The 22900-nt window shown below is 64.6% G+C and carries 14 protein-coding genes; all 14 read left to right on the top strand.

The window, feature by feature from the left end; translation table 11 throughout:
* The first annotated feature begins 8 nt into the window (after positions 1-8).
* The 14 genes from glf to ACQR3T_RS11670 all read left to right on the top strand — a co-directional run bounded on the left by glf (position 9) and on the right by ACQR3T_RS11670 (position 22772).
* The gene (gene glf / locus ACQR3T_RS11605) at positions 9-1238 is read left to right on the top strand and encodes a UDP-galactopyranose mutase (RefSeq protein WP_428693491.1); all 1230 of its coding nucleotides are present in this window, start codon (positions 9-11) and stop codon (positions 1236-1238) included.
* A complete protein-coding gene (locus ACQR3T_RS11610; protein ID WP_032381077.1) occupies positions 1235-3142 on the top strand; it encodes a glycosyltransferase in 1908 nt (635 codons plus the stop codon). The genes glf and ACQR3T_RS11610 overlap by 4 nt, the downstream gene beginning before the upstream one ends.
* Positions 3120-3656: a phosphatase PAP2 family protein gene (locus ACQR3T_RS11615; RefSeq protein WP_428693492.1), complete on the top strand. Its 537-nt coding sequence runs from the start codon at positions 3120-3122 to the stop codon at positions 3654-3656. Before ACQR3T_RS11610 ends, ACQR3T_RS11615 begins: the two co-directional genes overlap by 23 nt.
* Entirely contained in the window at positions 3653-4558 is a 906-nt protein-coding gene (locus ACQR3T_RS11620) for a decaprenyl-phosphate phosphoribosyltransferase (protein WP_032381079.1), read from the top strand. Before ACQR3T_RS11615 ends, ACQR3T_RS11620 begins: the two co-directional genes overlap by 4 nt.
* Positions 4536-6401, top strand: coding sequence for a flagellar motor control protein ZomB (gene zomB, locus ACQR3T_RS11625; RefSeq protein ID WP_428693493.1), 1866 nt, complete (start codon positions 4536-4538; stop codon positions 6399-6401). The genes ACQR3T_RS11620 and zomB overlap by 23 nt, the downstream gene beginning before the upstream one ends.
* Before the next feature lie 219 nt (positions 6402-6620).
* Positions 6621-7646: an alpha/beta hydrolase gene (locus tag ACQR3T_RS11630; RefSeq protein ID WP_371829223.1), complete on the top strand. Its 1026-nt coding sequence runs from the start codon at positions 6621-6623 to the stop codon at positions 7644-7646.
* Positions 7647-7993: 347 nt separating this feature from the next.
* Complete coding sequence (locus ACQR3T_RS11635) at positions 7994-9007, top strand: alpha/beta hydrolase (RefSeq protein ID WP_428693494.1); 1014 nt, start codon at positions 7994-7996, stop codon at positions 9005-9007.
* 221 nt (positions 9008-9228) lie between these two features.
* Entirely contained in the window at positions 9229-11112 is a 1884-nt protein-coding gene (locus ACQR3T_RS11640) for an alpha/beta hydrolase-fold protein (protein ID WP_371829224.1), read from the top strand.
* A gap of 98 nt (positions 11113-11210) precedes the next feature.
* On the top strand, positions 11211-11759 hold the full coding sequence (locus ACQR3T_RS11645) for a DUF732 domain-containing protein (RefSeq protein WP_428693495.1): 549 nt from the start codon (positions 11211-11213) through the stop codon (positions 11757-11759).
* Between the two features lie 26 nt (positions 11760-11785).
* Entirely contained in the window at positions 11786-12742 is a 957-nt protein-coding gene (locus ACQR3T_RS11650; protein WP_032381082.1) for a cutinase family protein, read from the top strand.
* 226 nt (positions 12743-12968) lie between these two features.
* On the top strand, positions 12969-13967 hold the full coding sequence (locus tag ACQR3T_RS11655; protein ID WP_032381083.1) for an LLM class F420-dependent oxidoreductase: 999 nt from the start codon (positions 12969-12971) through the stop codon (positions 13965-13967).
* A 180-nt stretch (positions 13968-14147) separates the two neighbouring features.
* Positions 14148-16046 carry a long-chain-fatty-acid--AMP ligase FadD32 gene (gene fadD32, locus ACQR3T_RS11660; RefSeq protein ID WP_032381084.1) on the top strand — a complete coding sequence of 633 codons (1899 nt, stop codon included), beginning with the start codon at positions 14148-14150 and terminating at the stop codon, positions 16044-16046.
* Between the two features lie 42 nt (positions 16047-16088).
* The gene (gene pks13, locus ACQR3T_RS11665) at positions 16089-21224 is read left to right on the top strand and encodes a polyketide synthase Pks13 (protein WP_428693496.1); all 5136 of its coding nucleotides are present in this window, start codon (positions 16089-16091) and stop codon (positions 21222-21224) included.
* A 3-nt stretch (positions 21225-21227) separates the two neighbouring features.
* Positions 21228-22772: an acyl-CoA carboxylase subunit beta gene (locus ACQR3T_RS11670; protein WP_032381086.1), complete on the top strand. Its 1545-nt coding sequence runs from the start codon at positions 21228-21230 to the stop codon at positions 22770-22772.
* Positions 22773-22900: the final 128 nt, after the last annotated feature.

Genomic DNA, 22900 nt, shown 5'->3' on the forward strand with positions numbered 1-22900 from the left:
GGTTGCCCGTGACTGCTGTGAGCTCCGAGACCACCTCTTCCGACGCCTCCGCGACCGGCCGATACGACTTGATCGTCGTCGGATCCGGGTTCTTCGGACTGACCGTGGCCGAACGGGCGGCGTCCCAGCTGGGCAAGCGTGTTCTGGTGCTCGATCGTCGGCATCACCTGGGTGGCAACGCGTACTCCGAGGCCGAGCCCGAGACGGGCATCGAGATTCACAAGTACGGCGCGCATCTGTTCCACACCTCGAACAAGCGGGTCTGGGAGTACGTCAACCAGTTCACCGACTTCACCAGCTACCAGCACCGTGTCTTCGCTCTGCACAAGGGCCAGTCGTATCAGTTCCCGATGGGCCTCGGCCTCATCTCGCAGTTCTTCGGCAAGTACTTCTCGCCGGCCGAGGCGCGGGCGCTCATCGAAGAGCAGTCCAACGAGTTCGACTCGAAGGACGCGCAGAACTTCGAGGAGAAGGCGATCTCGCTGATCGGGCGTCCGCTGTACGAGGCGTTCATCAAGGATTACACCGCCAAGCAGTGGCAGACCGATCCGAAGAATCTGCCCGCGGGCAACATCACCCGGTTGCCGGTGCGCTACACGTTCGACAACCGCTACTTCAACGACACCTACGAGGGACTGCCGGTCGACGGCTACACCGCGTGGCTCGAGAAGATGGCCGCCGACGAGAAGATCGAGGTCCGGCTGAACACGGACTGGTTCGACGTGCGGGAGCAGATCGTGGCCGAGAGCCCTGACGCCCCGATCGTCTACACCGGCCCACTGGATCGCTACTTCGAGTACTCCGAGGGCGAATTGGGTTGGCGCACAATCGACTTCGAGACCGAGGTGCTGCCGACCGGTGACTTCCAGGGCACACCGGTGATGAACTACAACGACGGCGACGTGCCGTTCATTCGTATTCACGAGTTCCGTCACTTCCACCCCGAGCGCGAGTACCCGACCGACAAGACGGTCATCATGCGCGAGTTCTCCCGCTTCGCGAAGAGCGGCGACGAGCCGTACTACCCGATCAACACTCCCGACGACCGGAGCAAGCTCGAGGCATACCGCGATCGCGCGAAGGCCGAAGCAGCCTCCAGCGGCGTGCTCTTCGGTGGGCGACTCGGGACGTACCAGTACCTGGACATGCACATGGCCATCGCCAGCGCACTGAACATGTACGACAACACTCTGGCCCCGCACTTCGAGACCGGCGCACCCCTGGCAGGCGACAAGTGACCGCCAAACACCTCCTCGCCGACGGTGTCGCCGACGTGGCCCCGGTGCTCGGCAGATCGCTACTGCAGCGAGTGTTGCTGCCCCGCTCCGGCGAGCCGCTCGACGTGCGCACGCTGTACCTCGAAGAAGCACTCACCAATGCCAAACGGGCACACTCGCTCTCGCGTACCTCGGTCACGATCGGCTCCGAGTCCGAGGTGTCGTTCTGTACCTACTTCAATGCTTTCCCGGCCAGCTACTGGCGGCGCTACAGCATTCTGAAGTCCGTGGTGCTGCGCGTCGAGGTCTCCGGACACTGCAGAATCGACGTCTACCGGTCCAAGGCCGACGCGTCGCGCATCCACGTCGAGGGCCGTGAAGCCGTGGACGGCGACGCGGCGCAAGAGTTTCTGATCGATCTCGGTCCGTTCGAGGACGGCGGTTGGATCTGGTTCGACATCACCTCCGATTCCGAGGTGGTTCTCGAGAGTGCCGGCTGGTACGCGCCGATCGAGGCTCCCGGTGAGGCGACCGTCGCCGTCGGTATCCCCACGTTCAACCGCCCGACCGACGCCGTCAAAGCCCTCGTGGCCCTCGGCTCGGATCCGTTGGTTCTCGACGTGATCCAGGCCGTCATCATGCCGGATCAGGGCACCCGCAAGGCCAAGGACGAGCCCGGGTTCGACGAGGCCGCAGCAGCCCTCGGTGGGCGACTCGCCATCCACGACCAAGCCAACCTCGGTGGCTCCGGCGGATACAGCCGCATCATGTACGAGGCGCTGAACAACACTGCCTGCCAACACATTCTGTTCATGGACGACGACATCGAGATCGAACCCGATTCGATTCTGCGGGCGTTGGCGATGTCGCGTTTCGCCAAGGTCCCCACGCTCGTCGGCGGCCAGATGCTCAACCTGCAGGCGCGCAGTCACCTGCACGTCATGGGTGAAGTGATCGACCGCAGCAACTTCATGTGGACCGGCGCGCAGAACGTCGAATACGACCACGACTTCTCCGAGGACCCGCTGCGCACCAGCAAGCTGCTGCACCGACGCATCGACGTCGATTACAACGGCTGGTGGATGTGCATGATCCCTCGCGTCGTCGCCGAGGAACTCGGACAGCCGTTGCCCCTGTTCATCAAGTGGGACGACGCCGAATACGGCTTGCGCGCACGCGATGCCGGCTACCCGACGGTGACCCTGCCGGGTGCGGCGATCTGGCACATGGCGTGGAGCGACAAGGACGACGCCATCGACTGGCAGGCGTACTTCCACCTGCGCAACCGGCTCGTGGTCGCGTCCCTGCACATGCCGGGCGACGGCAAAGGCCTGGTGCTCGACACCATCAAGGCCACCGTCAAGCACCTGCTGTGCCTCGAGTACTCGACGGTCGCTATTCAGAACCTCGCGATCCGTGACTTCCTGGCCGGTCCCGAGCACATCCTCGAGATCCTGCCCACCGCGCTGCCGACGGTGCACGCATTGCGTAAGGAATTTCCCGACGCCGTCGTCGTCGGCAGTTCCACGGAGTTGCCGCTCGCATCCGGTGCGGAAGTCGGAGCCGTCGGCGTGCCGAGCAACCCGATCTCCAAGGTCCGTCGTCTGGCAAAGGGCTTGCTGCACAACGTCAAGCCTGCGCACGAGCAGCACCACGAGCGTCCGCAGCTCAACGTTCCGACTCTCGACGCGCGCTGGTTCCTGCTCTCCCAGGTCGACGGCGTCACCGTGACCACCGCCGACGGCCGAGGCGTCGTCTACCGCAAGCGCGACCGCGCGCAGGCCGCCGCGTTGCTCAAGGAAGCACTGTCGTTGCGCAAGCAGTTGGCAGCCGAATTCCCCGCACTGAAAGCTCGATACCGTGATGCCGTGCCGCACCTGACCAGTAAGGAAACGTGGGAACGTGTCTTTCGTTACCAGGCGTAAAGGCCAGACCGAGGTGCCGACGGAAGTCCGAATCCTCGAGAAGGTGCAGAGCACAGTCGGCAGTGCACCCGGTGCGATCACCGTCGCGCGTGGCATGTCGCACTTCGGCGAACACGCACTCGGCTGGGTTGCGATCGCCGGAATCGGTGCTGCACTGGACGCACCGCGTCGGCGTCAGTGGGCATCGGTGGCCGTCGGAGCCGTCGGCTCGCATGCCGCGTCGATCGTGATCAAGCGCATCGTACGGCGGCCGCGTCCCCACGACCCGGCCGTACGCATCAACGTCTCGACGCCCAGCAAGCTGAGCTTCCCGTCCTCGCATGCGACATCCACCACAGCGGCCTCGGTTCTCCTCGGCCGGGTGACCGGGCTACCGTTACCGGCGGTCCTCGTCCCACCCATGCTGCTCTCGCGCTTGGTGCTCGGAGTCCATTACCCCACCGATGTGCTGGCCGGATCGGCACTCGGCGCGTTGACGGCTGCGGCCGTCGTGAAGTTCGAAGGAGACAAATGAGCGAGGATGCCGCACCCGTAGGCGCACCGCCGAAGAATCTGGCGGACGGCATCGTCAAGGCGCTTCGTCCGCGTCAGTGGGTCAAGAACGTCCTGGTCCTGGCTGCGCCGCTGGCGGCAGGCTCGGTCACCGATCGCGACGTGCTGCTGTCCGTCGCGCTCGCGTTCATCGTGTTCTGCTTCGCCGCCTCGGGCATCTATCTCGTCAACGATGCCCTCGATGTCGAGGCAGACCGCGCTCATCCGACCAAGCGTTTCCGGCCGATCGCTGCCGGTGTTTTGCCGGTCAACGTCGCGTACGGGATGGCAGTGGTCTCACTCGGCCTCGCCATCGGCCTGTCGTTCATCGCGAACTGGAAGCTCGCCCTGGTCATCGGCGTGTACATCGCGGTCCAGCTGGCGTACTGCTTCGGCCTCAAGCACCAGGCCGTGCTCGACATCTGCATCGTCTCCTCCGGCTTCCTGCTCCGCGCGATCGCCGGTGGCGTCGCTGCCTCGATCCCGCTCTCGCAGTGGTTCCTGCTGATCATGGCGTTCGGATCGCTGTTCATGGCGGCAGGAAAGCGCTACGCCGAGCTGCAACTGGCCGAACGCACCGGGGCCAAGATCCGCAAGTCGCTCGAGAACTACACCACTACGTACCTGCGCTTCGTGTGGACGCTCTCCGCGACGGCGGTCGTCATCTGTTACGGCCTGTGGGCTTTCCAACAGGACGCCGAAACCGACTCCAACTGGTTCGCCATTTCGATGATTCCGTTTACCATCGCAATCCTGCGATACGCAGTGGACGTAGACGGCGGCGAGGCAGGCGAACCCGAAGAGATCGCGTTGGGAGACAGGGTTCTGCAGCTACTCGCCATAGCGTGGATCGGAGTGGTTGGTGTCGCTGTCTACCTCGCCTGACCAGCGGGATACGCGGGAGGAAGACTCCGCTCGGGGATCGATCACCAGGCCCGTGTTCTGGGTCGGAGCCGTCGTCACCGGAGCGTTGTTCCTCTGGGGTGCATGGGAGCGCCGCTGGATAGCTGACGACGGTTTGATCGTGCTGCGCACAGTGCGCAACCTGCTGGCCGGAAACGGCCCGGTGTTCAACGCGGGCGAGCGCGTCGAGACCAACACCAGCACCATCTGGACCTACCTCGTGTACGCGGGCAGTTGGCTGAGCGAGGCGCGCCTCGAGTACGTGGTTCTGACGATCGCTCTGGTGCTGTCCACCGCATCCGTCGTCATCGCGATGATCGGCACGTTCGCCCTTCGTGGTCGTACCGCGAAGCGGACCCTGTTCCTCCCCGCAGGCGTCCTGGTCTACATCGCTGTTCCCCCTGCCCGCGACTTCGCGACGTCCGGCCTCGAAACCTGCCTGGTCATCTTCTGGTTGGCGACGCTGTGGTTGCTGATGGTGCGCTGGGGCCAACGCCGCAGCGGTGGCGTCGAACTGCTTCTGCTGGCCTTCTTCGCCGGTCTGGGCCCGCTGGTGCGTCCGGAACTGTCCATCGTGGCTGTGTTCGCGCTGGCCATGATCTTCCTGGCTCCGCAGACCTGGTTGTCGAGATTCCTCGTGTTCGCTTTCGCAGGAGCCGTGCCGGTGCTCTACCAGATATGGCGCATGGGGTATTACGGCCTGCCGTACCCCAACACCGCGGTGTCGAAGGATGCAGGCGGAGCCAAGTGGTCTCAGGGATTCGCGTACCTGTCCAACCTGGTGGGGCCGTACTTGCTGTGGCTGCCGCTCGCGCTTCTCGTGGTGGCAGCCGCGCTGTCGGTATCGCGAATTCGGCTGGCCGTGCCACGCTCGCCACGCGATTGGCTCGCTGCGCTGCGGACGACCACCGCTGTCGTCGCGTTCGCACTGATCAGTGGTTTCGTCCTTGCTGTGTACGCCATTCGCGTCGGCGGCGATTTCATGCACGGACGAACGTTGTTACCGGCATTGTTCACGCTGTTGTTGCCGATTTCGGTATTGCCCGTTGCTGTACCGAAACGCTGGTCCAAGAACCGGGCGACGGCGGTATTCGTCGCCGACCTCATCGTCTGGGGCGGCATCGTCGTCTGGGCCGTGGCGGCCGCGAATACGACGGGAATGCCGCAGGGCACAATCGTCGGCCGGAGTGGAATCGTCGACGAGCGAGCCTTCTACTCGCTCAACACCGGGCACGCTCATCCGATCCTGGCCTCGGACTACCTCGACTATCCGTGGATGCGGGCAATGGTTCGAACCATCGACGACACTCCCGACGGCGGATTACTGCTGCCGTCGGCGCAATACACCTACTGGGACGTCGTTCCGCCGCCGCTCCCGATCCCCGACGGTGGTTTCGGTCACACCGTGTATTTCCTGAACTTGGGAATGACGAGCATGAACGTCGGTCTCGACGTGCGGGTCATCGATCAGATGGGTCTGGCGTATCCGCTGGCATCGCACACGGAGCGCCTCGAGGGTGGTCGCATCGGTCATGACAAGCGCCTCTATCCGGATTGGGTGGTGGCCGACCTCGGATTCGTCGCCGTCCATCCGTACCTGCCCTGGTACATGGACGAGGACTGGGTCACCGAAGCTCAAGTGGCGCTGACCTGCCCCGATACCGAGGAATTGATGGCGTCGTATCGAGCGCCGTTGACGAAACAACTGTTCGTCCGGAATCTCAAACGCTCGTTCTTCTACGCCGGATATCGATTCGACCGAGTGCCGAAGTACGAAATACAGCGATGTGATCTTCCGGCTCCGATATTGAAAGCCGATAATTAGATGCCAGGACACGAAAGAGTCACCGGGTTGCGCCGAATAGATCTCGACGCCAGGATGAGCTATCTCAATCGTGTAACGGCGGTCGTACTTCGCGCGATATGTGCGAAGGATGTGTATGCGAACGACCTGTACGGCCGATCGACAGACATGATGAACTTGCGAGATCAAGCGTTGATTGCGTAACCGATGTGACGACGAAGCAGCTGAGAGGTCGAGTGCATGCTGGGTAGATGGAAGAGCCGGTCCGTGAATGAGCGTGGGGCGGACAAGCGAGCGGGGTCATGGGGACGCCGCGCCGCCACGTCCATGCTGATGGCGGTGGTCCTCCCACTGGGATTGGCCGTAGCGGGCGGTGGCGCAACTGCCAACGCGGCCTTCGACGGCAATGCCATCGACGTCTGGACCGACTCGAGCATGGGCCCGATCAAGAGCCGGGTGTGGCGGGCGGCGGACGGTAACACCAACCGCGTCGTCTACCTGCTCGACGGTCTGCGCGCAACGACGGACATCTCGGGCTGGGAGCACGAGACCGATGCCGGAGCAGTTCTCGCCTCGTGGAACATCAACGTCGTCGAGCCGGTCGGTGGACAGTCGAGCTTCTACTCCGACTGGTACGCACCGTCGAACTTCAACGGTCAGAAGACCACCTACAAGTGGGAAACCTTCCTGACGCAGAACCTGCGTGAGAACCTGCGCGCCAACTGGGGCTTCAACCCCAACCGCAACGGCGTCATCGGTATCTCGATGGGTGGCTCGGCCGCTCTGACGCTCGCCGCGTACCACCCCGACCAGTTCAGCTACGCGGGCTCGCTGTCCGGCTACCTGAACATCTCGGCTCCGGGCATGCGCGAAGCGATGCGTCTGGCGCTGCTGGACTCCGGTCGCTACAACATCGACGCGATGTGGGGACCGCCGTGGGATCCGGCGTGGCTGCGCAACGATCCGTTCGTCTTCGCACCTCGTCTGCGCGACAACGGAACGCGTGTCTGGGTATTCGCAGGTAGCGGTCTGCCCGGCGGACTCGATCGCCCGCAGAGCTTCATCGACTACTACAACACCGCCAACGGCATGGGCCTCGAGGCCATCGCTCTGGCGAACAGCCGCGCCTTCCAGATCCGCATGGCGAGTATCGGTGCCAACAACGTCACATACGCGTTCCCGGCCGTCGGTACCCACCAGTGGGGCTACTGGGGCGAGCAGATTCGCGTCATGGCCCCGGACCTCAGTGCCAACATCGGTAACTGACCGGCCGCAGAACATTTCGGTCGTTTCGCCCGCTTTTCGGCCCCTAGTGACAACTCACGACTTTTCAGGGCTGTTCAGCAGGGACGGCGCAGGATAGTCTCCTGTTTCGGGGAAACGGCGAGATGAAACTGCGACGCTGATCACAGTTTTGCCTTGGAACCGCTCGATGGAATAACCTCCATCGAGCGGTTCTCCTGTTCTCAGCAGAACCTCAGCTTCTCGAGGCTTCGGTCTTGTCAGCATCCCCAGCTCCACCTCGGCCTCACGGGGCCACCAGTTCGCCCTGTTCGATTGCCGGGGGCCGCTACGACAGCGGAGACCGCGTAGATGAGAGAGAGCACCATTCCATGCGATTTGCCGGCCTCAGCAGTACACCGAAGGCCTCCTCACGCTGGCGTCAGCGCCTGTTCGGCGTCAGCGCAGCAGCGCTCGTTCTGCCCATCGCAGCCGGTGTGGTCGGCGGAGCCGTCGCTGTTGCGGCACCGGCGTCCGTCGTGCACCAGACTCCGGCCGGTGGCCGCGAGGACCTGATCGTTCCGTCCGAGATGGGCCCCATCAAGGTTCAGGTTCAGTGGGCCGCCCGCGGCGGAAATGCTGCTCTCTACTTGCTCGACGGCCTGCGCGCCCGCGACGACCGCAACGCGTGGACGTTCGAGACCAACGCGCAGGACCAGTTCGCCAACGACGACGTGACCCTGGTCATGCCCGTCGGCGGTCAGTCCAGCTTCTACAGCGACTGGTACACCTCATCGAACTTCAACGGCCAGGAAGTCACCTACAAGTGGGAGACGTTCCTGACGCAGGAGCTTCCGGCGTTCCTCGAGAACTACGGTGTCTCGCGCAGCAACAACGGTGTCCTCGGACTGTCCATGGGTGGTTCCGCGGCCCTGACGCTCGCGGCGTACCACCGCGATCAGTTCAAGTTCGCCGGCTCGCTCTCGGGCTACCTGAACATCTCCGCGCCCGGTATGCGCGAGGCCATCCGCGTTGCGATGCTCGACGCAGGTCGCTTCAATGTCGACTCCATGTGGGGACCGCCGTGGAACCCGGCGTGGCTGCGTAACGACCCGTTCGTCTTCGCACCGCGTCTGCAGGGCCTGTCGCTGTACATCTCGGCAGCCAGCGGCCTGCCCGGCGAGTTCGACCATCCTGCCGCGCCGATCGATTTCTACAACACGGCCAACGGCATGGCTCTCGAGGCGCTCTCGCTCGCCAACACCCGTGCATTCCAGATCCGGATGAACACTCTCGGCATCCCGGCCACGTACAGCTTCCCGTCGAACGGAATCCATGCCTGGCCGTACTGGGGAGCCGAGCTGTGGAAGGCTCGCACTCAGATCCTGGACGCGCTCAACGCCTGATCTCGACAGGTAATCGATGCTCGGAAAATGCCGCCCTGCGCACCAACGCAGGGCGGCATTCTTCGGTTTCGGCGGGATCGAATCCATCACCTCTGTTCACAATCGCACCATCAGTCACAGCGCGTCTGCTGTCCGTCGCCATCCGGCACGTGTAGAAAGACATACGAAGCATGTCTCCTAACGAGACCTTCGAGAGTTCACGTCGAAAGAGAGTCACCATCATGCGCACTGGGCTTGTTCGGTTCGGTCGAATCCCATCGGCCGGCACACGGGCCGGGCGAGCGGCAGCAGCACTGGCCGTCGCCTCCGCGCTGATGATCCCCTTCGCGACGACGACGGTTGCGGCCGCAGCTCCGATTGCCCACGCCGGACCCGCCTACACCCAGACCTCCGGCGCCACGGTGACGTCCGTGGACTGGCTCTCCGATCGCCGCGTCGCGCTGTGGATCCAGTCGCCCTCGATGGGTACGCCGATCCAGGTTCAGCTGCTGCTCGCCCGTGACTGGAACATCAACCCTCAGGCGACGTTCCCGCAGGTCTACATGCTCGACGGTCTGCGCGCGACCGATCAGGAGAACGGCTGGACGGCCGAGACCGACGCCGAGTCGTACTTCGCCGACAAGAACGTCAACGTCGTCCTCCCCATCGGTGGCCAGTCCAGCTTCTACTCCGACTGGGTCGATCAGGACAACGGCAAGAACTACCAGTGGGAGACGTTCCTGACCAAGGAGCTCCCGCCGATCCTGGCCAAGGACTGGCGCAGCACCGACACCCGCGGCGTCGTGGGACTGTCGATGGGTGGCACCTCGGCGATGTTCCTCGCAGCGCGCAACCCCGGCTTCTTCAAGTTCGCCGGCTCGCTCTCGGGCATCCTGACCACCACCTCGCTCGGCATGCCGCAGGCAATCCAGTACGCAATGACCGACGCCGGCGGCTACAACTCCAGCGCCATGTGGGGACCGCCGTCCAATTCCCTGTGGGCACAACATGATCCGTACCTGCTCGCCGACAAGCTGAAGGGCGTCAGCCTTTACATCTCGAGTGGCAACGGCTCCACCGGACCGTACGATCAGCCGTCGCCCATTCCGGGTGTGAGCACCAACTACGCCGGCATGGGCCTCGAGATCCTGTCGCGGTTGACCTCGCAGACCTTCGCCACCAAGCTCAATCAGCTCGGTATCCCGGCTCAGGTCAACTACCGGCCGTCGGGCACGCACTCGTGGCCGTACTGGCAGTTCGAGCTGCACCAGCTGTGGCCGCAGCTCGCCACCGCGCTCGGTGTCGAGGTGGACAAGCCCGCGTGCAGTGCTGCCGGAATGATCGGCAACGCCAGCGGAGCCAACTCGTGGCTCGGACCGTGCCTGACCGAGGAGTACAACGTCGCAGGTGGACGCGCTCAGGACTTCACGTTCGGCCGAGTTTTCTTCACCCCCGACACCGGCGCGCAGGTCGTCGCCGGAGCGATCGGTGGTATCTACCAGGGCAACAAGGGCCCCGAGGGTGCACTCGGGTTCCCGAAGACCGGCGAGATCGGTACCCCGGACGGTCGTGGACGCTTCAACGCCTTCCAGAACGGCATGGTCTACTTCACGCCGCAGACCGGTGCTCACGTGGTCAAGGGAGCCGTGCTCGACGAGTGGGCGGCCCAGGGCTACGAGGGTGGGCCCCTGGGCTACCCGGTGCTCGACGAGGTCGTGACTCCGAACAAGCCCGGGTCGGTTCAGGGATTCGAGATCGGTGCGATCTACACCTCGCCCGATGCGGGAGTCCATTCGGTGCAGGGCATGATTCTCGGTAAGTACGGTGAATTGGGTTGGGAGAGTGGACCTCTCGGGTTCCCCAAGTCCAACGAGCTCGGCCCGATCCGAGACGGCGGACGGTTCAACCAGTTCGAGACCGGCAACATCTACTGGAGCCCGCTCAGCGGTGCCTGGTCCACCCCGTACGGTCCGATCTTCGATGCCTGGGGATCGGCCGGCTACGAGGGCGGCCGCCTCGGCTACCCCACCAGCGATCAGTTCGACATCGACGGTGGCGGTAAGCAGCAGAACTTCCAGTTCGGCATCATCACTGTCAAGGACGGCGTGGCGACGATCGCGCCGTGATCTCCGAGAGTGCTTCGGAGTCGGTCACGGCTTCAGAGTTCTCTCAGAGCGTGGCTGTACGCTCGCCTGCGACCCGACGACCGAAGGATTTTCGATCGATGACGCGTAACTCTCTGGCCAGAACTCTGTCTCTCGGCGTACTCGCCGTGGCAGCGAGCTCGATGCTGGTGGCCTGCGGAAGTGACGACTCGACGGCCACCGGGGCCCCGACGAGCACCACCACCACAGCAGCCGCGACGACAACCGAGGCGAGTTCGACGTCGGCGGCGGCGGAGAGCACCACTGCCGCCCCGACCACGAGCCCGGGCGAGGCGGCCACTGCGCCGCCGGAGCAGCCGCAACCCGTTCCGGACGACTTCCCTGGCCCGACCGAGAGTCAGATCGACGACCGCGGTCAGAGCTTCCTCGACGAGCTGAAGAAGCAGGGCATCACGCCGGCAGGCAACGGCGACATCGCGGTCTCGACGGCCAACTACATCTGCGCCGCACAGGCTCAGGGTGTGGCGGCGGACGAGATCTCGACCTACGTCACCGCGAACGTCGGCGTCGAAGCCAGTGCGGCCGGAACACAGATGAGCGAGACACAGGCTCAGCAGGCTGCCCAGACCTACATCGCCGCCGCGCAGGCGACGTACTGCAGGCCATAGATCCACGCTGATGGAGATGTACGCCGATGGCCAAGCGTAAGCGCAGAATCCTTCCGGTGATCGCCGTTGCGGTGATCATCGGATTGATCATCGTCGCCCTCTGGTATCTACTCGCCGGACGGTTGCCGAAGGGCCCGGATACTCCGGTGCCGCCGCCGGGGCCGGAAGAGCCGACGTCACAGCCGGCGGATTGCCCCGACGTGCAGGTCATCGCCATTCCCGGCACCTGGGAGTCCTCGTCCACCGACGATCCGTACAACCCGACCGCCAACCCGGTGTCGCTGATGCTCAACGTCACGCGTCCGTTGCAGGAGCAGTTCCCCGGATCGCGCGCCGACGTCTACACCGTGCCGTACGTGGCTCAGTTCTCGAACCCCATCGCTCTGCCGCCGGACGGTCAGCAGTCCTACAACAACAGCCGCACCGAGGGTAAAGCTGTTGCCGTACAGAAGATGACCGATGTGAGCGCACGGTGCCCGCTCACCAACTTCGTGCTCGCGGGCTTCTCCCAGGGCGCGGTCATCTCCGGCGACATCGCGTCCGACATCGGCGCGGGTAACGGCCCCATCTCTGCCGATCGGGTACTCGGGGTGACTCTCATCGCCGACGGTCGACGCGACGGAGTCTCGGGAACCGACGTCCCCGGCCCGCTCGACGGCGTCGGTGCCGAGGTGGCACTCGGGGGACTCGACCTGCCCGGCATCACCATGACGGGGCGTCGGGACGGCGGGTTCGGTGCGCTCGACGACCGGACCAACCAGATCTGCGCACCCGGGGACTTGATCTGTGCCTCGCCGTCGGATGGATTGTCGCTCCGCAACATTCCGCAGAGCATCCAGATTCTGATCGGTGCTGCAGGCAATCCCGTGCACGCGTCCTACAACAGTTTTGTCGTCGACGGCTCCGGCACGACGGCGACGCAGTGGACGGCGGCGTGGGCTGCCGGGTTGATCGAGAATGCCCCGACACCCGCTCATTCGTGAGAACGCGCCGTTTATAACGGACACATCACAACGCGGCGTGTCGCTAGCTATTGCCGCCCACAAACCTGAGCCCGGCAACCCCCAGCCGGTGTGATCCATTCCGGCGAGCGGCTAGAGTGACGCCTTGGACCTGCGCAGATCGGCTCCGGCCGGCTGCTTCCAGCGCCCTACCGACCAGCTGCTTTCAGACCGCTACAACTTCGAAGACCCCCGAGGAGAGCATTAGATGAGTTCCGCCGAGGCCGCGACCGCCGGGCCGCGCAAATTCCGATTCGCTGCAGGCGGAGAGGGAAACGCCGAGGAGGGCGGGGCTCGGAAATTCATCAAGCTGGCGCAACAGGCCGAGGAACTGGGCTACGACAGCTTCATGATTCCCGATCATCTGGGTAATCAGGTCGGTCCCATCGCAGCGCTCGGCGCACTTGCCGTCGCCACCGACAAGATCCGGCTCGGCACGGCAGTGTTGGCGAACGGTTTTCGGCATCCCGCGGTGCTGGCCAAGGATGCGGCGACCATCGATGTGCTCTCGGGTGGCCGACTCGAACTCGGCCTCGGTGCTGGGTGGATGCGCGAGGAGTACGACAAGGCGGGCATCACCTACGACCGTCCGGGAGTGCGAATCGAGAAGCTCGAGGAGACCCTCGAAATTCTCGACGTGCTGTTGCGTGGTCAGGAATGCAATTTCGAGGGCAAGCACTACACGATTTCCGGACTGAAGGGCAGCCCTCGGCCGCGGCAGGGTCCGCGTCCGCCGATCTGCATCGGTGGCGGCGGTCCGAAGATGCTCGCGTTGGCGGCCAAGCATGCAGACATCATCTCCGTGGTGCCGAGCACCTCGAAGGAAGGCAAGCTGCTGCTGTCGGGCATGACCATCGAGAAGACCCTCGAGCGCGTCGAGCTGATTCGTGCGGCCGCAGGCGACCGGTTCGACGACATCGAACTGAACTGGGCCATCACCACCATCGTCGTCACCGACGATCGGGAGCAGATGGCCGAGATGGCGCTTGCGGCTCTGGACAACGGCTACCCGCCGAACGTGGACGTCGACGTCAAGCTGACCGTCGAGGACATCCTGTCGTCTCCGTACCTCGCATTCGGGACGTACGAGGAGATCGCCGATCAAATCCGTAACGTTCGCGCGCGAACGACGATGTCCTATGTCGGGGTTTTCCCTACTCAAATGGAAGCATTCGCACCGGTTGTCGACTTGTTGAAAGGCGAGTGACGAAGGCGCGTGTCGGTACCATGTACCTGGCCTCGAAGCCAGGTGCCAAACCGACACCGGTAGAGCTACTAGTCAGTAACATACAAAGCTGTTCGGTGTCTGCGCTCGTGCAGTCCGGCGTGCGGGTCCACTTAACGCAGGCTGTACGGCAGCGGATTCGTGTCGGAGGAGATTGAAGTAATGAGCCACAATTTCGATGATTTCATCGATGAGAACGGCCACATCACCATCGGTGAAGGGCAAACGCTCGTCCGTCACGTCGAGGTGAACGTTCAAGAGAATTCCGACACGCTGGCGTACCGCTTCGTCGATTACTCCCGTGAGCGTGACGGCGAGGCGCACGAGCTGACCTGGGCCGAGTTCGGAACCCGACTCAAGGCGGTCGCGGCCCGTCTCCAGCAGGTCACCCAGCCCGGTGACCGCGTCGCAATTCTGGCTCCGCAGGGCCTCGAGTACGTTGTCGCCTTCTTCGGCGCGATCTACGCGGGAACCATCGCAGTGCCGCTGTTCGACCCGGACGAGCCCGGCCACACCGACCGTTTGCACGCCGTCCTCGGTGACTGCAAGCCCAGCGCCATCCTCACCGCAGGCAACTCGGCCGCGGGTGTGCGCGCGTTCTTCCGTGCGCTGCCGGCCGCAGAGCGTCCCCGCATCATCGCAGTCGACGCCGTCCCGGACAGCGTGGGCGAGACATGGGTCGAGCCGACGGCAACGCTCGACGACATCGCCTACCTGCAGTACACGTCCGGCTCGACCCGAACCCCGGCCGGCGTGGAGATCACCCACCGTGCGGTCGGCGTCAACGCGCTGCAGATGGTGGACAGCATGGAGATCAACCACGATTCGCGTGGCGTCACCTGGTTGCCGATGTTCCACGACATGGGTCTGCTCACCGTCATCCTCCCGGCGCTCGGTGGCAAATACATCACCATCATGAGCCCGCGTGCGTTCGTGCAGCGCCCGTGGCGCTGGATCAAGGAACTCGCTGCGGTCTCCGACGGCGCAGGCACGTTCGCCGCGGCACCGAACTTCGCGTTCGAGCACGCTGCCCAGCGCGGACTCCCGAAGAACGGTGAGAGCCTGGATCTGTCGAACGTCATCGGTCTGATCAACGGCAGCGAGCCCGTCACGACGTCGTCGATGAAGAAGTTCAACGACGCGTTCGGCCCCTACGGTCTGCCGAAGTCCGCCATCAAGCCGTCCTACGGCATGGCCGAGGCCACGCTGTTCGTCTCGACCAGTAAGCACGCCGACGAGGCCAAGGTCGTCTACGTCGACCGCGTCGAGCTCAATGCGGGCAACTTCGTGGTCGTCGCCCCCGATGCACCCGGTGCCATCCCGCAGGTGTCCACCGGTACGGTCGCCCGTAGCCAGTGGGCCGCCATCGTCGATTCCGAGACCGCCACCGAGGTTGCCGACGAGCACGTCGGCGAGATCTGGTTGCACGGCGAGAACATCGGTCAGGGCTACTGGGGTCGCGAGACCGAGACCACCGAGACCTTCCACAACAAGCTCGTCCACCGCAACGCCGAAGGCTCGCACGCAGACGGTGCTCCCGAGGGTGGCAACTGGATGCGTACCGGCGACTTCGGTGTCTATCACGACGGCGAGCTCTACATCACCGGTCGCGTCAAGGACCTCGTCATCGTCGACGGCCGCAATCACTACCCGCAGGACCTCGAGTTCTCGGCCCAGGAAGCCAGCAAGGCTCTGCGGCCGGGCTTCGTCGCGGCGTTCGCCGTCCCGCTCAATCAGCTCCCCGACATCGTGTTCGAGTTCAGTGGCGCAGCCCTGACGAAGGACTCGGACGACAGCTCCGAACAGCTCGTCATCGTCGCCGAACGCGCTCCGGGCTCCGGCAAGGCCGACCCGCAGCCGATTGCCGACGAGGTGCGCACCGCGGTGTCCGCGCGCCACGGCGTCACGGTGCGCGACGTCCTCCTCGTGCCTGCCGGTTCCATTCCGCGTACCTCCAGCGGCAAGATCGCCCGGCGGGCCTGCAAGGCCGCCTACATCGAGGGCACGCTCCGCGGCGGATATCAGCAGACGGCATTCCCGGACGCCGAACTGCCCGACTGATCTCTGGGCCTCCCGTTCCTTCGATACATAGCTTGGTGAGTAATGGCTGAACAAGAGACAGACAAGATTCAGAGTGCGGACGGGACGGACCTCACGGTCGCCCAACTGCGGGATTGGCTACGCAACTGGGTTGCGGACGCGACCGGGCAACCGGCGTCGGCCATCTCCGACGACCGTCCGATGGAGGAATTCGGTCTGTCCTCTCGCGATGCCGTCGCACTGAGTGGAGAGATCGAAGAGCTGGTGGGGGTCACGTTGACTGCCACCGTCGTCTACCAGCACCCCACCATCGCCTCGCTGGCCAAGATCATCATCGAGGGCGAACCCGAGGAGCCGGTCGGCACCGTCGACGACGCCTTCTACACCAGCGGCGGACAGTCGGGCGACGCGCACGACGTCGCGATCGTCGGCCTGTCCTCTCGCTTCCCCGGCACCGGGCACACTCCGGAAGAGATGTGGTCGCTCCTCATCGAGGGTCGAGACGGCATCACCGATCTGCCCGACGGCCGTTGGCAGGAATTCACGTCCGATCCCGTCATCGCCGCAGCCGTCGCCGCGACGGTGACCAAGGGCGGTTACCTCGACGACGTGAAGACCTTCGACGCCGAGTTCTTCGCGATGTCGCCCAACGAGGTCGTCAACGTCGATCCGCAGCAGCGGCTCGCACTGGAACTGACGTGGGAAGCGTTGGAGCACGCGCACATTCCGGCCAGCTCGATCAAGGGCAGCCAGGTGGGCGTCTTCATCGGCAGCTCGTCCAACGACTACCAGCTCATCGCCGTCAGCGACCCGGCCGTGCACCCGTATGCGCTCACCGGCACGTCCACGGCCATCGTGGCCAACCGGGTGTCGTACTTCTACGACTTCCGCGGGCCGTCCATCGCCGTCGACACCGCCTGCTCGTCCTCCCTGGTTGCCGTGCACCAGGCGGTGCGCAGCCTGCGTACCGGCGAATCCGATCTCGCCGTTGCGGGTGGCGTCAACATGCTGCTCGCGCCGCCGATCACCGTGGGCTTCGGCCAGACGGGTGTGCTGGCACCCGACGGCAAGATCAAGGCGTTCTCGTCCGACGCCAACGGCATGATCCGCTCCGAAGGTGGCGGACTCGTCGTCCTCAAGCGACTCGAAGACGCCGAGCGTGACGGTGATCAGGTACTCGCCGTCATCGCCGGATCTGCGATCAATCAGGACGGCCGCTCGAACGGACTGCTCGCACCGAACCCGGACGCGCAGGCCGACGCACTGCGCTTCGCGTACCGCGACGCCGGCATCAACCCGTCGGGCGTGGACTACATCGAAGCGCACGGCACCGGAACCATCCTGGGCGATCCCATCGAGGCCGATGCGCTCGGTCGTGTGGTGGGTCGAGGCCGCGACGCCGACAAGCCGGCCCTGCTGGGATCGGCGAAGACCAACTTCGGGCACCTCGAATCTGCCGCGGGCGCAGCAGGTTTGATCAAGGTCGTGCTCGCGATGCAGGCGAACAAGCTGCCCGCGTCGCTGAACTACGTGGGCCCCAACCCGTACATCGACTTCGACAAGGCACACCTGAAGGTCATCCCGGAGGCCACCGACTGGCCGCGCTACACCGGCAAGGCCGTCGCAGGCGTCTCCGGCTTCGGCTTCGGTGGCACCAACGCGCACGTTGTCGTGCGCGAGTACGTCCCGGGTGAGACCGACGGCGCGTTCGACGCTTCGGCCGTCGACCCGGAGGCCGCTCTCGTCGAGGGCCTCACCGATGTGGCCGGTGACGAACTGCCGATCGTTGCCGATCCGGAGCCTGTCGTGTCGGAGCCCATCGTGTCCGCGGTCGAGTCGACCGATCCGGTGGCCGAGGCCGAGACCATCCTGGCCGAGACCACTGTGTCCGATACTGAAACCGGCCCGGAGACAGTGATTCTCGCTGTGTCCGCAGCTCTGCCGTCGCGCCGCAAGCGGGCTGCATCGGAGTTGGCCGACTGGCTCGAGACCGAAGAGGGCAGCACGACACCTCTGGTCGACGTGGGCCGCACGTTGGCTCGCCGCAACCACGGGCGTTCGCGCGCAGTGGTTCTCGCATCCACAACAGCCGAGGCCATCGCCGGCCTTCGCGCCATCGCAGCCGGCAAGCCGGGCCCCGGCGTGTTCTCCGCGGATTCACCCGCGTCCAACGGCGCGGTGTGGGTGTTCTCCGGCTTCGGCTCGCAACACCGCAAGATGGCATCGCGGCTGTACCGAACCAACGCCGTGTTCGCTGCCGAGGTGGACAAGGTGGACGAGCTACTCGTCGACGAAGCCGGCTATTCCATCCGCGAGATCATCCTCGACGACTCGCAGACCTACGAGTTCGAGAACTCCCAGGTCGCCATCTTCGTCATCCAGATCGCCTTGGCCGCAACACTTCGCGCGCACGGTGCCGAGCCGTCCGCCGTCATCGGACACTCGATGGGCGAGGTCGCGGCAGCCTACGTCGCCGGAGGTCTCAACCTCGAAGACGCCGTCCGCATCATCTACGCCCGCTCACGGCTGCTGGCCGAGGGTCAAGACGGCCTCGGTGCTGCCTCGCAGGGTGCTATGGCGCTGGTGGAGTACACCCCCGACGAGGTCAAGACCCTCACCGATCAGTTCCCGCATGTGGAGCCCTGCGTCTACGCCGCGCCGACGCACACCACGGTCGGTGGGCCGCGCGCCGAGGTCGAGGCTCTCGTCGAGATGGCCGAGGCCGCAGGAAAAATGGCCCGCCTGCTCGACGTCAAGGGAGCCGGCCACACCGCGGCAGTCGATGTGCTGCTCGGCGAGCTGGCTGCCGAACTGGCCGGAATCGAACCGGGCAAGCTCACCGCCGGGGTCTACTCGTCGGTCGATCGTGAGGCGCACTATCGCGTCGGGCATGCGGCGATCCATGGCGTCGACTACTGGACCAAGGGCATGCGCCATCCGGTCTGGTTCACCCAAGCCGTCAATGTCGCTGTGGGAGATGGGCATACGACGTTCATCGAGCTCGCGCCCAACCCGGTGGCGTTGATGTCCGTGGCCGCGACCGCATGGGCTGCAGGCGTCGCGGACTCGACGTTGATCCCGACGCTCAAACGCAAAGAAGACGAGGCCGAGACGTTCCTGGCCGCGCTGGCGCAGCTGTACGTCCACGGGCACGCGCTGGAGTTGGCCACACTGTTCGAGTCAGGCCCGTACGCCGCCATCCCGCGAACTGCGTACCTGCGCAAGGAGTTCTGGCTCAACTCGCAGGTCAGCTCCAGCGGTAACACGCGGGTGCCCGGAGCGCGCGTCGCGCTGCCCGACGGCCGCCACGTCTGGGAGGTTCAGGCCTCGGCCGTCACCGGTTTCGACGCACTCGTCACGGCTGCTGCGTCGCAGGTGTTCTCCGATGTGGCCCTCGGTGTTTCGGTCTCCCATGCTGCAGTGCCGAAGGTGGGCACGGTCGTCACCACACTGACCTCCCATCTCGGCGGCGCGTCGGTCCAGGTGCACGCGCACGAGGGCTCGGCGTTCACCCTGCTGCACGAGGCCGTCGTCACCTCCGGTGACGTGCGTCCGGAACCCGTTGTGGCGGTGGAGGAGCGATCCTCGTCGCCCATGGAGGAATTGCCGGAGGTCGTCGAGACGTTCGGTGACCGTTGGGATCCGAACGGTAATCAGAAGCTCGAAGACCGATTGGCCATCATCGTGGCGGAGTCCATGGGCTACGCGCCCGAGGATCTGCCGCCCGAGGTTCCGCTGATCGAACTCGGTCTCGATTCGCTCAGCGCCGTCCGCATCAAGAACCGCGTGGAATACGAATTCGACATTCCCACAGTGCAATTGCAGGCCGTGCGCGACGCGAACCTGCGTGAGGTGGAGAAGTACCTGCGTTACGCGATCGAGAACCGCGACGAGGTGCAGGCATTGGCCGACCAGCAGGCAGCCGAGAAGGCGGCCGAGCAGGCTGCCGTTGCACCGGCTTCGGTCGAGACCGCCCCCGTCGAGACTGCCCCCGTCGAGGACAATGCTCCCGCCGCCGACGCCCCTGCCGCCGACGCCCCCGTCGAGAAGGCTGCCCCGGCTGTTGCTGCCGCGGCGCAGACCGACCTCGGCGGCAAGGAAGCATTCGCCGAAGCCGCCGGTTCCGACGTGCCGCCGCGTGACAATGCCGAGCGGATGACGTTCGCAACGTGGGCAGTGGTGACGAAGGAATCGGCCAAGGGCATCTTCAACACCCTGCCGATCCTCGACGACGAGACGGCCGAGAAGTTGGCTGCTCGTCTGACCGAGCGGGCCGGCGGCGAGATTACTTTCGACGACGTCCTCGACTCGGAAACCATCGAGCAGCTCGCAGACAAGGTCCGCCCGCACCTCGAAGACGGTGAGATCGACGGTGTTGTGCGCAATCTGCGCACTCGCCCCGAAGGTTCCAGCGCCACACCGGTGTTCGCGTTCCACTCGGCAGGCAGCTCCACCGTCGCCTACGAGCCGTTGCTGCGGAAGCTGCCGGCAGGTACGCCGATGTACGGGCTCGAGCGCGTCGAGGGGCCCATCGCCACGCGTGCTGCGGAGTACGTGCCGCTGATCAAGGCGATCCAGCCCGAGGGACCGTACGTGTTCGTCGGTTGGTCGCTCGGCGGCATCCTCGCCTACGAGGTGGCGCGTCAGATGGAGGAAGAGGGTATCGAGGTCGCCTACGTCGGTCTGCTCGATACCGTCATGCCCGGCACCAAGATTCCTGACACCAAGGACGAGGTGCGCAAGCGCTGGGAGCGGTACGCGGAGTTCGCCAAGAAGACGTACAACGTCGATTACCCGATCCCGTACGACAAGTTGGTCGACTCCGACGACGAGGGCCAGATTCGGATCATCACCGATCTTGTGAAGCTCAGTGGCGCAAAGATTCCCGGCGGAATCATCGAGCACCAGCGCACCTCGTGGCTCGACAATCGTGCGATCCAGACGGCCGAGCTCAAGGAGTACGGCGGGCACGTGACGCTGTATCTGGCCGACAAGTACCACGACGACGCGATCGCGCTCGAGCCCGCGTATGCCACCCGGGAAGAGCACGGTGGTTGGGGACCGGTGGTGAAGGACCTCGAGATCGTGTACGTCGGAGGCGATCACCTCGCGGTCGTCGACGAGCCGTACATTGGAAAAATTGCGGCCCACCTGTCGAAGACGCTCGAGAACATCGAGTCTGCAAGAACCGGAGCGTAGATTTTGAGTGCCACCACTGCCGAGAAGCTGGCCGAACTACGGGCGAGGCTCGAACTGGCCAAGGAACCGGCCGGCGAGATCGGGGTCGCGAAGCGCGCCAAAAAGGGCATCCCCAGCGCTCGCGATCGCGTCAACTCGTTGCTCGATCCCGGCAGTTTTGTCGAGATCGGCGCACTGGTGAAGGCACCCAACGATCCGGGCGCCCTGTACAGCGACGGTGTCGTCACCGGTCACGGAACCGTCGACGGCCGCCCGATCGCGGTGTTCTCGCACGATCAGACGGTGTTCGGCGGAACCGTCGGCGAGATGTTCGGCCGTAAGGTCGCCGGCATCATGGACTTCGCGATCAAGATGGGTTGCCCGGTCGTCGGCATCAACGACTCCGGCGGCGCTCGCGTGCAGGACGCTGTCACCTCGCTCGCGTGGTACGCCGAACTGGGTCGGCGCCACGAAGCACTGTCCGGCCTGTGCCCGCAGATCTCGTTGATCCTCGGTAAGTGCGCCGGTGGTGCGGTGTACGCGCCGATCAACACCGACATCGTCGTCGCCACCGAAGAGGCGTACATGTTCGTCACCGGTCCGGACATCATCAAGTCCGTCACCGGCGAGGACGTCAGCCTCGACGACCTCGGTAGTGCCCGCGTCCAGGCCATCAACGGCAACGTCCATCACGTGGCGGCCGACGAGAAGGCCGCGTTCGAGTGGATCCGCAACTACCTGAGCTACATGCCGTCGAGCTGCCAGGAAGAGTCGCCGGTGATCAATCCGGGGCTCGAGCCGGAGATCACCGATTCCGATCGCAAGCTCGACTCGTTCATGCCCGACGCCGACAATGCCGGTTACGACATGCACGACATCATTCTGCGCATCTTCGACGACGGCGAATTCCACGAACTGTCCGGCCAGACTGCACCGAACGTCATCACCGGATTCGCGCGCGTCGACGGTCGGCCGGTGGGAATCGTCGGCAATCAGCCGATGCACCTGTCCGGGGCGCTCGACGCCAAGGCAGCGGACAAAGCCGCCCGGTTCATCCGCCTCAGCGATGCCTACAACATTCCGATCATCTTCCTCGTGGACACACCCGGCTTCCTGCCCGGCGTGGACCAGGAAACTCTCGGCGTCATCCATCGCGGTGGCCGCTTCATCTTCTCGTTCGTCGAGGCGACGGTGCCGAAACTGACTGTGGTGATTCGTAAGTCGTACGGCGGCGGATACGCGGTGATGGGCTCGAAGCAGCTCGGATCCGACATCAACCTCGCCTGGCCGACCGCCCGCATCGCCGTCATGGGTGCCGAGGGTGCCATCAACATCATGAGTCGCAAGCAACTCGCCGAGGCAGGCGAGAACGCACCGGCGCTGCGCAAGCAGTTGATCAACTTCTACAACGAGCATGTCGCAACCCCGTGGATCGCGGCCGAGCGTGGCTACATCGACGCCGTCATCGAGCCGTCGCAGACGCGCCTCGAAATCCGCAAGGCCCTGCACATCCTGAAAGACAAGGAAGTGCACAAGAGTCCGCGTAAGCACTCGTTGCTCCCGATCTAGTTCTGCCACAGTCTCGGTCCGGTCGCTTCGCTCCCTTTGGGATCAATGTGGGTTTCAGTCACTCAGACTGCAACGAAGTCGCATTCATTCATCTGTCTCCAGCAGTCAGAAGCGAATGAATGCGACTT

The organism is Rhodococcus sp. IEGM1428, from assembly GCF_050321865.1.
GTDB lineage: Bacteria > Actinomycetota > Actinomycetes > Mycobacteriales > Mycobacteriaceae > Rhodococcoides.